This is a genomic window from Streptomyces sp. NPDC090445 (assembly GCF_044769385.1).
Lineage (GTDB): Bacteria > Actinomycetota > Actinomycetes > Streptomycetales > Streptomycetaceae > Streptomyces.
Map to the genome: position 1 here is coordinate 91,001 of NZ_JBIVXV010000008.1, position 14,369 is coordinate 105,369.

The window sequence follows — 14,369 nt, forward strand, 5'->3', positions numbered from 1 at the left end:
GGCGGTGAGCCGACCGCCGTGAGCCGACCGCCGTGAGCCGACCGCCCCGCGGCGGCCCGGCGGGCGGTTTCAGCGGGGGGTGCGGGGCTTTCGGGTGACGCCCATCCGCTCCCGGAGCAGCTCGCCGACCTCGGCGAAGGTGCGCAGCTGCTCCGGGGTCAGGGCGTCGATGAGGTGGCGGCGTACGGACTCGACGTGGAGCGGGGCCGCGGTCATGATCGTGTCCACGCCGAACGGGGTGAGGACGACCTCGGCCCCGCGCCCGTCGCCGGCGACCTCCTCGCGGCGGACGATGCCGCGCTGCTCCATGCGGGTGAGCTGGTGGGACAGGCGGCTGCGGGACCACTGCATGAGCTCGGCGAGGGCGCTGATGCGCAGCCGGTGGCCGTCGGTGGAGCCGAGGACGGACAGGACGTCGTAGTCGGCCTCGGACAGTCCGCTGTTCTGGGTGAGATCGCGGGCGATCTCGGCGTTGACCAGCGGGAACATCCGCCGCCACGCATACCAGGCGTCCTGTTCGGAGTCGGTGAGCCAGCGCGGCCCGGATTCGCTCATGCGGCCACTCTAACCAAATCGATGACACGTCACCTACATGGTTGACATGTCACCCATCCGCGCGTTTCCATATAGGTGACACATCAACCACCTGTTGCGCCTACGCCATCGAGGAGCCCCGCCATGACCCGCCTTCACGTCATCTCCGCCTCCGTCCGCCCGACCTCCTCGGCGCGCGGTCGCCCGCTGGGCCGCCGGGCAGGCCCGCGCCCACGGCGGAGTGGCAGGGCAAGCCGGTCGGCCTGGTCAGCTACAGCGCCGGACCCACCGGCGGCGCACCGACGGCCGAGATGCTGCGGCCCGTGCTCACCCGGGTCGGCATGCTCCCGGCGCAGCGGACGCTCGCGATCCCCGGGATCCACGAGCTCGTCGACGGGGCCGGCGGCTTCCGGGCCCCGGACGGCGCCGCGCAGGCGCCGGCCGGCATCCTCGACGAGGTGGCGGCGCTGCGGCGGCAGCCGGTCGCGGCATGAGGACGGCACCCTTGCGCGGCGTTGGACAATGGAGGGTGGCCCGGAAGAACCGGTCCCGTACGTCCAGCAGGCCGGCAGGAGGACACGCATGGCAGAGCCCGAGCGGACCGAGCGGAAGCTGCGACCCGCGCCCCTGCTCTTCGAGCCCTCGGAGGCCGCCGCGGACCCGGAGCACTTCTTCGACCTGGAGTCGATCGAGGACCCGCGGGAGCTGCTGGCCCGGGCCACCGAGCTGACGCTCGCCTTCCGGGCGGCGACGGAGCGGGCCATGGAGTTCCAGGCGGTGGCGGCGGCCCAGCTCGCCGATCCGCGGCGGTTCGACCGGCTGGACCCGGCGGTGATCGCGGCCGAGGCGGAGTGGACCGAGGACTACGCCCACAAGATGATCGAGTTCGGGGAGACCCTCCAGCGCAGCGGCGGCCCGGGGACGGCCTAGAGCCGGCTCGGCACCACGCCCCGCAGGGGCGCGGGGACCGCGCGAAACGGGACCGCGCAGAACGGGACCGGGCGGAACAGGCCGGGCGGAACAGGCCGGGCGGACCGGCCCGCGGCATATGCGGGGCGCAACATAGCGCACGCGCACCGCCCGTGTCCGGGTTTTCGGTGACCGCTGGAATTCGGATCGCTACGGGCGGTAAACCGGTCGGCATGACGACGCTGACGACGGCTTCCGTTTCCATCTGTCCCACCCAGGACGCCCGCACCGCCACCCACGTCACCGCGCTGGGCGCCGCCTGGCTCGCGTCGGCCTCGGCCCATCCGCATCAGACCCTCGCCGCCTGGCAGGCCCGCCCGGCCACCCCGGCCGTGCTGCCCTGCGGGACCGCCTTCGACGTCGTCAACGTCCCCGTCGTCCTCGGCCGCCGCATGCTGGACCTGCTGTGGTCCGAGGGGCCGGGCTGCGGGCCGGTCGCCGTGCACCGCGGCCGGATGCTGCTCTTCGCCACCACCGGGACCGCCCACCGGCTGCCCTCGCTGCTGACCTGGGAGGAGTGGGGCGGGCCGCTGCCGGCGCCGCTGTGCCACGGCCACGGCGACGCCGTGAGCGTCCCGCCGCTGGCCGCCGGCCCGGGCCCGTCGCGCTGGCTCGTGGCCCCCGACACCCGCGCCCCGTGGCTGCCCGGACCGGAGACGCTGCTGTGGGCGTACGTGCGGGCGGCCCGAGCTGCGGATATCGATTTTTCCTTCCGGCCGTCCTCCTGCTAATGTCTTCCTCGTCAGCAAGCGCCGCTAGCTCAGTTGGTTAGAGCAGCTGACTCTTAATCAGCGGGTCCGGGGTTCGAGTCCCTGGCGGCGCACCGACGGAAGAAGGCCTCCCACGCGAGTGGGGGGCCTTCTTCGTTGTGCAGGCGCCCTTCCCGTCGGTCATGTGGTGATCTTGACGGTGTAGGCGCCCGTCGCGGTCCGGTCCGCCACCTCGATCCTGATCCGCTCCCCCGGCACCGTGAACGACTCCCCCACCTCCAGCGGCGCGTCCGCCAGCGGCGGGTACACCGAGCGGTCCCAGCAGGCCTCCGTGTCCGGGTGCCCGTCCAGCACCTCGATCGGGCCGCCGCCCGAGGGGGCCTCGTTGCGCACCCGGTAGACCAGGACGCCCTCCGTGCAGGTGTCCCCGTCGTTCCCGGAGGAGCCGCGGGCCTCGACGACGACGGCGCTGCCGGGCCCCGTGCGGACCACCGCGAGCCGGGTCCCGCCCGTGGAGCCCGGCTCCGGGGAGCGGCCGACCGGCTGCAGGGTGTGCAGGGAGGACCCCGACTGCACGCAGTCCACCTGGGACGCGTCCAGCCAGCCCAGCTTCCACTTGTGCCAGGCGAAGAGGTCGGGGGACATGCCGAACTGGCTGCCCATGACGTCCCAGTCGCCGACGTACGTGTCCCAGTCGCCCTTGCCGTCCGTGGGCCGGTGGTAGAGGTCGGGCAGGTCGAAGACGTGCCCGGTCTCGTGCGCCAGCACGTTGCGGTCCGGCGGGTGCCGTTCGAAGACGGTGACGATGCGGCGCAGGTCCGTGCCGTCGGCCCGGATCGGCCGCTCGAAGTTGACCACCTTGGTGGCGTCCGAGTCCACGCCGGGCGCGTCCGGGTCCGCGACGAAGTACACGATGTCGTACCGCGAGAAGTCGACCTCCCGGTCGGCGGCGATCACCGCGTCGCGCAGGTAGGCGGCCCGGTCCCGGGCGGCCCAGTCGCGCTGTATCCCGTACGCGGTGGACGGCTTGGGCATGGTGATCCACTGCGCCTGCGGGTGCGGGGCCAGGCGGAACCGGCCGTACGAGGCCCGTTCGAAGAAGTCGCTGGTGGCCGGGAAGTAGTCGGCGGCCAGCTCCTGCGTGGTCAGGCCGGTGCGGTGGTCGGGGAAGGACAGGAAGACCATGACCGCGTCCAGGGTGCGCCGGGGCTGCGGGTAGGCGCCGTTCCACGTGTCCAGGCCGAGGGAGTGGTGCGCAGCGGTGCGGGTGAGCGCACACGGCCCGGCTCCGGGGTCGGCGGCGGACGCCGGGCCCGTGACGAGCGACATGGCCGCGAGCGCCGTCAGGGAGGTGAGGGCCGCTGCCGCGCTGCGCATACGGGAGCGATCCACTCCCCCGGGTGTCTCCTGTCGCGGCACATCGACCTCCCGTGGTGGATTCGTACCAACTCCTCCCACCCTGAGGCGATTGTCGTACTAGCGCCCTGTTCCAGTGCCCCACACGAGTGAGCGATGCGGCAAGCCGGTGACCTCACAGGTTCACCCTCTTGCTACAGAACGTCACGATCGGTCACGGGAGATCAAGAGAGGTCGGAGGCCGCTCAGGGCTGCGCAGAAACGATCGCGCGAGGACGTGCGACAGCCCGTCAGCACACCGAAGCACCGCCCACCATCCGGCGACGCCGCTGGATAGGGCCGTACGGCTACCTCTATGATCGGCACACTTTCCTGCACGGACACGACGAGCACTGCGGGAGCCAACGGTGAGCGGAACCTCTGACGAAACCGGTTCGGCGGCCGACAGCATCCGATCGGCCATTACGGAGCGTCACCCCGCCGTGCCAGTCATGCCTCCCCCGGCGCCCCGCACCGACTCCGAAATGCGCGACTTCCGGGCCGCTTTCAACGCCGCCCACCTCGCCATGGCCGTCGTCGACCGCAGCGGATGCGTCGTCGCCGCGAACACCGCCCTGGCCGGCCTCCTCGGCACCGAACCGCACGCGCTCGTCGAACAGCGTGCCGCCGACCTCGTGGACCTCGGCGCGGAGGCCCGTACCTGGCAGGCCTACCAGGAGGTGCTGCGCGGCCGGCAGGCCCGCCTGCGCTGCACGCGCCGGCTCAAGCACCCGGACGGGCATTCGCTGTGGACCGAGGTCACCCTCGGCCCCGTGCCCGGCACCCGGGACGTACTGCTGTCCGTCGCCGACATCAGCGACCGCCGCGACCTCCAGGCCCGGCTGCGGCACCTCCAGATGCACGACCCGGTGACCCGCCTGCCCAACCGGACCCTGTTCTTCGAGCGGCTCTCCGCCGCCCTGGAGTCCTCCTCGTACGAGCACGGCGGCACGGGCCGGATCGGGCTGTGCTACCTCGACCTGGACGGCTTCAAGGCGGTCAACGACACCCTCGGGCACCGGGTCGGCGACCGGCTGCTGACCGCCGTCGCGGCCCGCCTCACCCAGTGCGCCGACCAGTCCGGGTACGGGCGCACCGGCGGGCACCTGGTGGCCCGCCTCGGCGGCGACGAGTTCGCCCTGCTGGTCGAGGACTCCACCGGCACCGAGCAGCTCGTGGACCTGGCGCGCAGCGCCCTGGCCGCCGTCCAGGAGCCGTTCGACCTGGCCGGGCAGCGGCTGTCGGTGTCGGCGTCGATCGGCGTGGTGGAGCGGGCCGTGGCCGGCACCTCGGCGACCGGCCTGATGCAGGCCGCGGACACGACCCTGTACTGGGCGAAGGCCGACGGCAAGGCCCGCTGGACCCTCTTCGACCCGGAGCGCAACGCGCACCGGATGACCCGTCAGGCCCTCACCTCCACGCTCCGCCCGGCGGTGGACCGCGGCGAGTTCGAGGTGGAGTACCAGCCGCTGGTGGACCTGGAGAGCGGGGCGGTGCGCGGGGTGGAGGCCCTGGTCCGGTGGAACCACCCGCAGTTCGGTTCTCTGACGCCGAATCGGTTCATCGGCATCGCCGAGGAGGACGGCTCCATCGTCCAGTTGGGCCGCTGGGTGCTGCGGACCGCCTGCCGGCAGGCCCGACGCTGGCAGATCGAGCACCCGAGCGACGCGCCCGTCTTCGTCTCCGTCAACGTCGCGGTCCGCCAGGTGTGGGACTCCGACCTGGTCGGCGATGTCGCAGGGATCCTCGCCGAGACCGGGCTCGCCCCGCAGCTCCTGCAGCTGGAGCTCACCGAGTCCGCGGTGATGGGCTCCGCGGGCCGCCCGCTGCAGGCCCTCCAGGCCCTCAGCGACATGGGGGTGCGGATCGCCATCGACGACTTCGGCACCGGCTACTCGAACCTCGCCTACCTGAGCCGCCTGCCGGTGTCCGTGCTGAAGCTGGACGGCTCCTTCGTCCACGGCTTCCGCTACGACGAGGGCACCCACCCGAACCCGGCCGACGAGACCATCGTCGAGGCCCTCGTCCAGCTCGCGCACCGGCTGGGCCTCACCGTCACCGCGGAGTGCGTGGAGACCGCCGGTCAGGCGGCCCGGCTGCGGCGCGTCGGCTGCGACACGGGCCAGGGCTGGCTGTACTCGCGCGCGGTGGCCCCGGAGCGCATCGCCGAGATGATCGGCACCCGCCCGGGCGCCGGCCACGACCGCTGGTAGACGCCGGCCGGCGGTCTCTCCCCAGGGAGGCAACGGTCGGGAACGCTCATGAACTCCGTTGAGCAGGAGGTGGAGACCAAGGTCTACGCGTCCTGGCGCAGGGTGCGTCAGGCCGAGGATCCGGACGCCTACGTGCGGCGGGTGGTCACCAACACGCATGCGCGGCGGTTCCGGCGGCGCCTGAGAGAGGACCTGGCGCCACCGGGCGAGGACGGGCCGGTGCGGGAGCTCACCGACCACGCCGAGCAGGGCGACCGGATGGCGCGGGAACCACACCCAGAGAAAACTGGGCTGAGCCGACGGAAGGGCACTCCGCCGGCGGTCGGGCGCCGTAGCCGTTCGCTCCTCACGACGGGAGGGCGCTCCACGAGGTGCCGTCGGGGTGCTTCATGCTTCGACGCGCAGCCAGGTGTCGCCCGTGCGGAGCCAGAGGGAGCCGTCGCGGCCTTGGCCGCAGTGGATGACGACCCGCCCGGGCACCCGAAGCCGGCGGCGGCTGGTCACGGCCCAGGTGTCGCCGGTGAGCTCGGCACGTACGAGCTCGACGGAACGCTTGTTGTGGTCCCGCTGCGTCAGTACCGCCCGGTTGCCGCGGACTGCGAGTCCGTCCGGCCGCGGGACGGGGCTGCGGTAACTGGTCACGTCGCCGGTGGACGGGGTGATCCGCGTCAGGAAGGTGCCGCCCTTGTCACTGCTGCCGGAGTACCAGACGAGCCATACCCGTTCGCCCTCGGTCGCGGCGGTGCAGCCTTGCAGTGGGTGGTCGGGCAGCCGCCCTTTGGGAGTCCAGGTCGCCTGGCCCTGGGTGTTCCAGCCCGCAAGGCCCGCCCCTGACTCGGGGTGGCCGCCGTAGATGCCCTCGTCGCCGTAGGCCGTCCAGATGCCTCCGTGGGCGTCGGTGACCAGGGCGGGGATGTCATCTCCGATGCAGAATGCGGCTTCGGGCGAACCCGATGGCGAGAACACCACGGCGTTGGGCTCCCAGAGGCCCTCGGCCTCGTCCCGGAACGTACGGCCGCTCACCAGCAGGAAACGGGAGTCCGGGAGCAGGGCCAGGTGACTCGGCCGCATCCGGATGTCCTCCACCGGGATCCGCCGCTCCTCCTGCCCCGCGACGGTGACCAGCTCTCCGGTGAACGGGACGTCCGGCCGCCACCCGACCCAGCCCTTGGGGTAGTGGCTGCGGTGAAGGTGTCGCCGGTGGACCAGCAGGACCGCCAGCTCCCCGGCGGGCCCGACGCTCCACCAAAGCGCTCGACGCCCCCGCATCACGTCGGCAGCGGGAAGCCGCCACACGTGGTGTACCGAGGCTTCGGAACGAGCGGTCATGGAGAGCAGGTTCATGGGCAGTCGCCTCTGAGACTCCGGGAGCCACGGCCCCGAAGATCGCCACCTTACCGGCCCTCGATCACGGACCGGCGTCCCACCGGCCGACAGGGCCTGGCTGAAATGTTTCGGTCCACGGCCGGGGCGTGTCCCGCCCTTCCTGGGATGATCACGACGCCGACACGCAAGTGGCCGACGCAGTTTCGACCGCAGGGGGATTCATGAAGACCAACCGCATTGCGCTCGCCCTGACCGCTGGAGCCCTCGCTCCGGCACTGCTCCTCGCCACCCCGGCCCTGGCCGCCGGCCCGGCCTCCCCGCCCGCCGTCGGCGTCGTGGCCGGGGCCGCCTCCGACTCCCCGTACGACACGATGTCCGAGACCGACCTGCGCGTCGCGATCCTCCGCATCATCGCCGACCCGGCGTCCGGCAAGGGCGTGAACCGCGAAGCGCAGAAGGCCCTCAACGGCACGGTCGAGGACATGCGGCGCTTCCTCAAGACCGGCCTCGCGATCGCCCAGGACGAGGACAACCGCGTCGCCGTCACCAGGCTCTTCGCCGACCCGGCATCCGGCAAGGCCGTCATCCGCGAAGCGACGAAGGCCATCGAAGGCACCGCCGCCGACCGCACCGCCTTCCTCAAGACCGGCCTGCGTCTGGCCCGCGCCGAGGACGACCGCGTCGCCATCACGCGGATCCTGGCCCGCCCCGGCATCAGCGACGCCCTGCGCGCCGCCGTCATCAAGGCGATCGACGGCACCCCCGAGGAGATGCGGTACTTCATCACCACCGGCCAGTACGAGGTGGCCGGACGCCAGGTGGCGTGACCGGGAGGGCCCGCCGGTTCGGCGGTCGGGCCGGCCGGACGGTCCCAGCCCCGACCCCCTGCCGACACCCTCCCGGCGTCCGGCCGACGGCATCCCCGGCGCGTGGACACGCTCCGGTGTCCGGGATCCCGTAACCGTGTCCCGCACCTCCGCCCCGCACCCGGGCTGGTGGGTGCGGGGCGGGGTGTCGCTCGGCGCGGGGTGGGGGGAGATCAGCAGGCGCCGAGGTCCTTCCAGACACCCCATTCACCGGTGGTGCCGGGCTCCTCGTTCTGCGTCCACCACTGGGCCTTCCACTTGCGGCCCTTGTGGGAGACCTCCGTGCCGCCGGTGTAGACGGTGCCCGCGGCGTACGCCGGGAGGGAGCCGCAGCCCGTGGTGGGCGGCGGGCTGGTCGGGGGCTGCGTGGTCGGCGGGGTGGTGGTGGGAGGCGGCGTGGTCGGGGGCTGGGTGGAGCCGCCGAGGGCGTCCGAGATCTGCTTCAGGAGGGTGGTGTTGTCGTCCAGGCCGAGCAGGGAGTACATCATCGCGCCGGCGAGGCCGCGGCTCTTGCCGTAGTCGACGCGGGCCTGGATCGACTTCTGGTCGAGGCCGGTGAAGAACTCGCCGTCCTTGTAGAAGTACGAGGCCTTGGCCTGGTCGTCCCAGAAGGTGGTGGCCGGGTTGTCGACGATGCCGCCGAGTTCCTTGTAGTGGGCGATGCCGGCCTGCTGGCTGTACGGGCGGGGGCCGGAGCCGCCGGTCGCGGTCTGGGCGAGGCCGCCCGCGGGGCCGGCCGGGACGCCCTTCCAGCCGCGGTAGTAGAACTCGTAGCCCAGGGTCAGCTTGTTGGCGGGGAAGCCTCCGGCGATGCCGTACACCGGGTCGCCGTCGATCCAGGCGTCGATGGCGTTCTTGATGCTGTACTTCTCGGTGCCCGGGGCGATCGGGTCGGTCGGGTCGGCGGGCGAGTTCAGCAGCGGGGACTGGTGGTAGGCGGGGCCGTCGCCGTCCCAGGCGCCGTGCATGTCGTACGTCATGATGTTGGCGTAGTCCAAGTACCGGCCGATCTTGTCGGTCTCGATGTACTTGATCTTGTCCTGGCCGGCCGGGAGGGCGGCGGTCAGCATGTACTTCTTGCCGCCGTTGGCGGCGCCGTACTCGTCGAGCTGCTTGCGGAACTCGGCGAGGAGGAGCGTGAAGTTCTGCTTGTCCTCGGGGCCGTAGTGGTTGCCGAGGTGGCCGCCGGAGGAGCCCGGGTACTCCCAGTCGATGTCGATGCCGTCGAAGATGCCGGCGGCGGTGCCGGGGCCGCCGAAGCCGCCCTCGACCGGGAGGTTGCCCTTGAGGTACTGGTCGACGCAGGAGGAGACGAACTTCTTGCGGGAGGCGTCCGTCTTGGCCGCGTCGTGGAAGTACTTGGAGTAGGTCCAGCCGCCCAGCGAGATATTGATCTTCAGGTGGGGGTACTTGGCCTTCAGCTCCTTGAACTGGTTGAAGACGCCCACGATCGGCTGGTCCCACGTGTCGGCGACGCCGTCGACGGAGTCGGCCGCGCTGAAGGACTTCTGGTAGTCGGCGTAGGAGTCGCCCGCACCGTCGCCCGCATTGGGGTTGTTGTCGTCGCCCGCCGCCTTGTTGGCCATGAAGCAGGTGAGGTTGGTGGGGTGGATGTTGCCGAACGAGTAGTTGATGACGTCCAGCTTGCCCGCGATGCCGCGGGTGTCGAGGTGCTTCGGGTAGAAGGCGTTCCCGTACACGCTCCACTGGTCGTAGTACGCGATCCGGACGTTGCCGCTGCCGGCCGTCGCGGAGGCGTCCGCAGCCTGGGCGGTGCCGAGCCCCGCGAAGCCGGCCATCGCTCCGGCTGCCAGCGCGGCCGTGGCGGCGGCCGCGACGAGGGGTTTACGGATGTGCATGAACTGCCTCCGGGAAGTGGGAGGGGAAGGCAAGAGGTTCGGGTGGAAGAAGTGATAGCGATCACCGCAGGACCCCGTCAATGGTTTGGACCAAACGAGGACTAGACCACTTCGCGCGCAAATCCCCTCGTCAGAGGCGTGCGAGGGCACGGAAAACCGCCCGCCACCCCGGGTGACGAGCGGTTTAAGGGTGCCTTAGGACAAGCTCCCGCAAGGTTTCGGCAACAAACCAGCCGAACTCCGTTTGCCCGGTGGCGATCAGCTCCCGGCGCCCGGCGCCGGCATCCCGTACGCATCTGCGACGAGCTCGTACGAGCGCAGCCGGGCCGCGCCGCTGTGCGCGCTGGCGGTCAGCATCAGCTCGTCGGCGCCCGTGCGGGCGGCCAGCGCGTCGAGCCCGGCGCGGACCTCGTCGGGGGTGCCGTGCACGACGTTCGACATCCACGTGTCGACGAACTCCCGCTCCAGGTCGGAGTATCCGTACGCCGCCGCTTCCTCGGGGGTGGGGATCAGCCCCGGCCGGCCGGTGCGCAGCCGCAGCATCGACAGGGCCCCGGTCCGCACCTGGGCGCGGGCCGCCTCGGCGGTGTCGGCGGCCAGCGTCGAGACGCCGATCAGGGCGTACGGGGCGTCGAGGACGGCCGAGGGGCGGAAGGTCTGCCGGTAGAGGTCGAGAGCGGGCAGGGTGCCGGCCGCGGAGAAGTGGTGGGCGTACGCGAAGGGCAGGCCGAGCTCGCCGGCGAGGCGCGCGGAGAACCCGGAGGAGCCGAGCAGCCACAGCGGCGGGCGGCCGGTCGGCCCCTGCACGGGGCCGGGTACGGCGTGCACGCGGGCGTACGGGTGGCCGGCGGGGAAGTCGTCGTCGAGGAAGCGGGTGAGCTCGGCGAGCAGGCGGGGGAACTCGTCCGCGGCCTCGTCGAGCCGGCCCGGCCCGCGCAGCGCGGCGGCCGTGCGCCCATCGGTGCCGGGGGCCCGGCCGAGGCCGAGGTCGATCCGGCCCGGGGCGAGGGCTTCCAGGGTGCCGAACTGCTCGGCGACGGCGAGCGGGGCGTGGTTGGGCAGCATGACCCCGCCCGAGCCGAGGCGTATCCGGGAGGTGTGGGCGGCGAGGTGGGCCAGGATCACGGCCGGGGCGGAACTGGCCACGCCCGGCATGGAGTGGTGCTCGGCGACCCAGTGGCGCTGGTAGCCGCGGGACTCGGCGAGCCGGGAGAGGGCGACGCTGGTGCGGAGGGAGTGGTGGGCGGTGCTGCCGCTGCCGACCGTGACGAGGTCGAGGACGGAGAGCGGGACCGGTGCGCGGCCGTGGCGGATGCCGCGGACCGGGTCGGGCGCGGGGTGCTGTCCGGCGTCCTGCCCGGCGTCGCCCCCGGCGTCGCCCCCGGCGTCGCCCCCGGCGTCGCCCCCGGCGTCGCGTCCGGTGTTCTCGGGGTCCCCGATGTCACTCACTGTCGCTCCCGTCTCGGTTCGGCATCCGTACGAGGGACTCGAACCGTGAGGGGTCGGCGGGCATTCCCGGCCCCTGGGGGGCACGCCCTTGACCATGGCATATGCCAATGGAGTAGATCGAGGCAGAGGCACGTGATTGAGCCATCAATCTCATCAACAGGCGCTCCACGTGGGCCGCTTGATGGCTATCGTGGTAACGCAAGCGGTAGCAACCTGGTAGGGGGAGACCGTGGCGCTGAAGCCCGAGCCGACCGCGCCGTTCCACTCGGTGCAGTACGCCCTGCGCGTGCTCGAAACCATCGCCCGCCACACCGGCGGGGTGACCGACATACAGATCGCGCGCGAGACCGGACTGCCCGCCGTCCATCTCGCGCCCATGCTCCTCATGCTGCGCAGGGAGGGGTACGTCCTCGAGGTCTCGGACGGCGCCTACGCCATAGGGGACTCGCTCGTCCTGCTCGGCTCGGGGATGAACAGGAAGCAGGCCCTCCAGCACAAGCTGCAGGACACCCTGGACCGACTGCGGGACTCGGTGGGCGCGGCGGTCTACATCAGCCGGTACGAGGACGGCGAGGTGAAGATCACCCAGTTCGCGGACAGCCCGCGCACCCCGAAAGTGCACGAGTGGGTCGACTTCCGGTCCGCGGCGCACGCCAGCGCGGTCGGGAAGTGCCTGCTCACGCAGCTCGACCAGAACGGGCGGCGCGACCACCTGTCCCGGCACAAGATCGCCCGGCTCACGTCGAAGACGATCGTGAACGAGCGGGTCCTGATGTCCAGGCTCGACGCCCAGCCGGCCACGGTTCCGATGCTGGACCTCCAGGAGTACGCGCTCGGCACGGTGTGCGCCGCGGTCCCGATCACCGCCGGAGCCTCGGTGGGCTGCCTCGCCCTGTCGATGCCCGTCGAGCACGCGCACCGGCTGCGGGCCGCCGCGGAGGTCCTGAACCGGAAGGCCGCGCCGCTGCTGCTGTCGCTCACCCTCTGAACCTGCCCTGCGACGCGCCTCACGGGAGAGGGTGCGGCCGGAGCGAGCCGGAGCGGCAGGGAGCGTGAGCGGACGGGGCGGGACGGAGTGGCCTGCGAAAACACTTCGGGCGGCTACCGGTGAACCGGTAGCCGCCCGAAGGACAGGTGCGCCGCCAGGGACTCGAACCCCGGACCCGCTGATTAAGAGTCAGCTGCTCTAACCAACTGAGCTAGCGGCGCCTGCTGACAGAGAAAATACTACCTGGTCCCGAGGGGTGCTCCAAACCAGGTCCGCCGGTCCCGCCGGTCAGCGCTCCAGGAGCTCCGCGCGGCCGTGCGCGGCGTACGCCGCGAGCAGTGCCGCCAGGGATTCCGGGTCGAGCAGGCGGTAGCCCTGCCCGCCGCCCGGAGGCGACCACCAGACCGGGTCCTGGCACCGGAAGCCCGCGCGGCGCAGCGCGACCCGGTGGATCTTGTTGGTGGCGGTGGTCGGCATGGCGTCCACGACGCGGACGTAGCGCGGGGCCATCTTGGTGCCGAGATCGGGCTGGGCGCCCAGGAACGCGGAGAAGGCCTCCGGGGCGAACCGCTCCCCCGGCTTCAGTGCGACCGCGGCCATGACCTGGTCGCCGGCCGCCTCGTCCGGCACCGCGTACACGGCGACCGCGGCCGCCGGGGACCAGCGGGCCAGGATGTTCTCGATCGCCGCGGCGGCCAGGTTCTCGCTGTCGACCCTCAGCCGGTCGTCCGTGCGGCCCGCGAAGTAGAGGAACCCGGCGGGATCCCGGTAGAAGAGGTCGCCGGTCCAGTACCAGCCCTTGCGGGTGCGGGCCGCCTCGGCGTCCGGGTTGCGCCAGTAGCCCTCGAAGCGGATGCCGCCCCGGTTGACCAGTTCACCGATGGCCGCGGAGCCGTTGCGGAGCCGGCCGTGGCCGTCCAGCTCGGCCGGCGGGCACTCGGCGCCGGTGTCCGGGTCGACCACGGCGAGGTCGTCGCCGGGTGCCGCCCGGCCGAGGGCCCCCGGCGGGGTGTCCGGGGTGCGCTGCACGGAGGCGCCGCCCTCGGTGGCCCCGTAGCCCTCGACCAGCCGGACGCCGAAGCGGTCGGCGAAGCGGGCCGCGTCCACTGCCCCGGCCTCCGTGCCGAAGCCGAGGCGCAGGGGGTGCTCGCGGTCGTCGGGGCGGGGCTCGGTGGCCAGCAGGTACTGGACGGCCCGGCCGACGTAGGTGAAGTACGTCGCACCGAAGGCCCGTACGTCGTCCAGGAACGCGGACGCCGAGAAGCGGCGGCGCAGCGCCACCGGGGCGCCGGCGGCGAGGGCGGGCAGCCAGTCCGCGATGACGGCGTTGCCGTGGAAGAGCGGCATGCAGACGTAGTGGACGTCGTCCGGGGTGACCGAGAAGGCGCGGGCCAGGGAGGCGCCGGCGGCGGCGAGCCGGCCCTGGGTGCAGACGGCGGCTTTGGGGGTGCCGGTGGACCCGGACGTGAAGTAGAGGAGGAAGCGGGAGGCGGGGCCGGGGGCGGAGGCGGCTGCGGGGGCGCCGTCGCCGGGCCCGGCGGCCGCGTACGGGGCGAGCAGGGCGGCGTACTCCTCGGTACCGGTCACCAGGATCCGCACGCCCGGCAGGTCGAGGCCGCGCAGCAGCGGGAGGTGGGCGGGCTCGGTGACCAGGATCCGGCAGTCCGTGTGCAGGATGTCGCGCGCCAGCTCGGGGCCGCGCCGGGTGGGGTTGATCCCGGCGACGGCGGCCCCGGCGAGGGCCGCCGCGCCGAGCCAGAACGGGAACTCGGGGGTGTTGTCGAGCAACACCCCCACGTGCGGTTCGGCCCCGGCCGGCAGGAGGTCGGCGAGCAGCGCGGCGCGTGCCGCGCTCTCCCGGGCGGCCTGGTGGCGGCTGAGGACGGTGACGGCACCCCCGTCCGCCGGGTTGCGGTACTTCAGCCCCGGGCGGTGGTCTCCCCATTGGCGGGAGATGAGCTCGGCCACGGTGTGGGGGGTGGAGTCGCCGGGTGTCGTCGTCCGCATGCGGCCGGAGGGTAGCTGACGTGCCGTCAGAATTGAACGCCCGTCGCCCGCCT

General features: G+C 72.5%; 11 protein-coding genes, 2 tRNA genes and 1 pseudogene. 7 read left to right on the forward strand and 7 right to left on the reverse strand.

Annotated elements, in window-relative coordinates; all coding sequences use genetic code 11:
* Positions 1-69: 69 nt before the first annotated feature.
* A complete protein-coding gene (locus ACIQUT_RS18950) occupies positions 70-555 on the reverse strand; it encodes a MarR family winged helix-turn-helix transcriptional regulator (RefSeq protein ID WP_403564061.1) in 486 nt (161 codons plus the stop codon).
* Between the two features lie 41 nt (positions 556-596).
* Here ACIQUT_RS18950 and ACIQUT_RS18955 point away from each other — a divergent pair, with 41 nt between their 5' ends.
* The 4 genes and pseudogenes from ACIQUT_RS18955 to ACIQUT_RS18970 all read left to right on the forward strand — a co-directional run bounded on the left by ACIQUT_RS18955 (position 597) and on the right by ACIQUT_RS18970 (position 2,326).
* Entirely contained in the window at positions 597-1,028 is a 432-nt protein-coding gene (locus ACIQUT_RS18955) for an NADPH-dependent FMN reductase (protein WP_403564062.1), read from the forward strand.
* An 88-nt stretch (positions 1,029-1,116) separates the two neighbouring features.
* On the forward strand, positions 1,117-1,464 hold the full coding sequence (locus ACIQUT_RS18960) for a hypothetical protein (protein WP_403564063.1): 348 nt from the start codon (positions 1,117-1,119) through the stop codon (positions 1,462-1,464).
* 212 nt (positions 1,465-1,676) lie between these two features.
* Positions 1,677-2,262 (forward strand): annotated as a pseudogene (locus ACIQUT_RS18965) (hypothetical protein).
* A tRNA-Lys gene (locus ACIQUT_RS18970) sits at positions 2,253-2,326 on the forward strand. The pseudogene ACIQUT_RS18965 and the gene ACIQUT_RS18970 overlap by 10 nt, the downstream one beginning before the upstream one ends.
* Before the next feature lie 67 nt (positions 2,327-2,393).
* Here the strand turns inward: ACIQUT_RS18970 and ACIQUT_RS18975 are convergent.
* Positions 2,394-3,632 carry a M6 family metalloprotease domain-containing protein gene (locus tag ACIQUT_RS18975; protein WP_403564064.1) on the reverse strand — a complete coding sequence of 413 codons (1,239 nt, stop codon included), beginning with the start codon at positions 3,630-3,632 and terminating at the stop codon, positions 2,394-2,396.
* A 344-nt stretch (positions 3,633-3,976) separates the two neighbouring features.
* Here ACIQUT_RS18975 and ACIQUT_RS18980 point away from each other — a divergent pair, with 344 nt between their 5' ends.
* The gene (locus tag ACIQUT_RS18980) at positions 3,977-5,821 is read left to right on the forward strand and encodes a putative bifunctional diguanylate cyclase/phosphodiesterase (RefSeq protein ID WP_403564065.1); all 1,845 of its coding nucleotides are present in this window, start codon (positions 3,977-3,979) and stop codon (positions 5,819-5,821) included.
* A gap of 387 nt (positions 5,822-6,208) precedes the next feature.
* On the opposite strand, the gene ACIQUT_RS18985 is transcribed toward ACIQUT_RS18980, so the two are convergent.
* Entirely contained in the window at positions 6,209-7,150 is a 942-nt protein-coding gene (locus ACIQUT_RS18985; protein WP_403564066.1) for a hypothetical protein, read from the reverse strand.
* A gap of 218 nt (positions 7,151-7,368) precedes the next feature.
* Between ACIQUT_RS18985 and ACIQUT_RS18990 the strand changes: the two genes are divergently transcribed.
* The gene (locus tag ACIQUT_RS18990; RefSeq protein ID WP_403564067.1) at positions 7,369-7,974 is read left to right on the forward strand and encodes an ALF repeat-containing protein; all 606 of its coding nucleotides are present in this window, start codon (positions 7,369-7,371) and stop codon (positions 7,972-7,974) included.
* A gap of 212 nt (positions 7,975-8,186) precedes the next feature.
* Here the strand turns inward: ACIQUT_RS18990 and ACIQUT_RS18995 are convergent, their stop codons facing one another.
* Together ACIQUT_RS18995 and ACIQUT_RS19000 are read right to left on the reverse strand one after the other, a co-directional pair.
* Positions 8,187-9,872, reverse strand: coding sequence for a glycosyl hydrolase family 18 protein (locus ACIQUT_RS18995; RefSeq protein WP_403564068.1), 1,686 nt, complete (start codon positions 9,870-9,872; stop codon positions 8,187-8,189).
* Positions 9,873-10,130: 258 nt separating this feature from the next.
* Positions 10,131-11,321: an LLM class flavin-dependent oxidoreductase gene (locus ACIQUT_RS19000; protein ID WP_403564069.1), complete on the reverse strand. Its 1,191-nt coding sequence runs from the start codon at positions 11,319-11,321 to the stop codon at positions 10,131-10,133.
* Between the two features lie 229 nt (positions 11,322-11,550).
* Between ACIQUT_RS19000 and ACIQUT_RS19005 the strand changes: the two genes are divergently transcribed.
* The gene (locus tag ACIQUT_RS19005; RefSeq protein ID WP_403564070.1) at positions 11,551-12,309 is read left to right on the forward strand and encodes an IclR family transcriptional regulator; all 759 of its coding nucleotides are present in this window, start codon (positions 11,551-11,553) and stop codon (positions 12,307-12,309) included.
* Between the two features lie 147 nt (positions 12,310-12,456).
* Here ACIQUT_RS19005 and ACIQUT_RS19010 read toward each other — a convergent pair.
* Positions 12,457-12,530: transfer RNA gene (locus ACIQUT_RS19010), tRNA-Lys, on the reverse strand.
* 67 nt (positions 12,531-12,597) lie between these two features.
* Positions 12,598-14,316: an AMP-binding protein gene (locus ACIQUT_RS19015; protein WP_403564071.1), complete on the reverse strand. Its 1,719-nt coding sequence runs from the start codon at positions 14,314-14,316 to the stop codon at positions 12,598-12,600.
* Between the last annotated feature and the right edge of the window lie 53 nt (positions 14,317-14,369).

Bases quoted from the DNA above. Each gene is read 5' to 3' on its own strand.
- ACIQUT_RS19015 (WP_403564071.1), bottom strand. From the start codon at position 14,316: ATGCGGACGACGACACCCGGCGACTCCACCCCCCACACCGTGGCCGAG.
- ACIQUT_RS18990 (WP_403564067.1), top strand. From the start codon at position 7,369: ATGAAGACCAACCGCATTGCGCTCGCCCTGACCGCTGGAGCCCTCGCT.
- ACIQUT_RS18960 (WP_403564063.1), top strand. From the start codon at position 1,117: ATGGCAGAGCCCGAGCGGACCGAGCGGAAGCTGCGACCCGCGCCCCTG.
- ACIQUT_RS18985 (WP_403564066.1), bottom strand. From the start codon at position 7,150: ATGACCGCTCGTTCCGAAGCCTCGGTACACCACGTGTGGCGGCTTCCC.
- ACIQUT_RS18950 (WP_403564061.1), bottom strand. From the start codon at position 555: ATGAGCGAATCCGGGCCGCGCTGGCTCACCGACTCCGAACAGGACGCC.
- ACIQUT_RS18995 (WP_403564068.1), bottom strand. From the start codon at position 9,872: ATGCACATCCGTAAACCCCTCGTCGCGGCCGCCGCCACGGCCGCGCTG.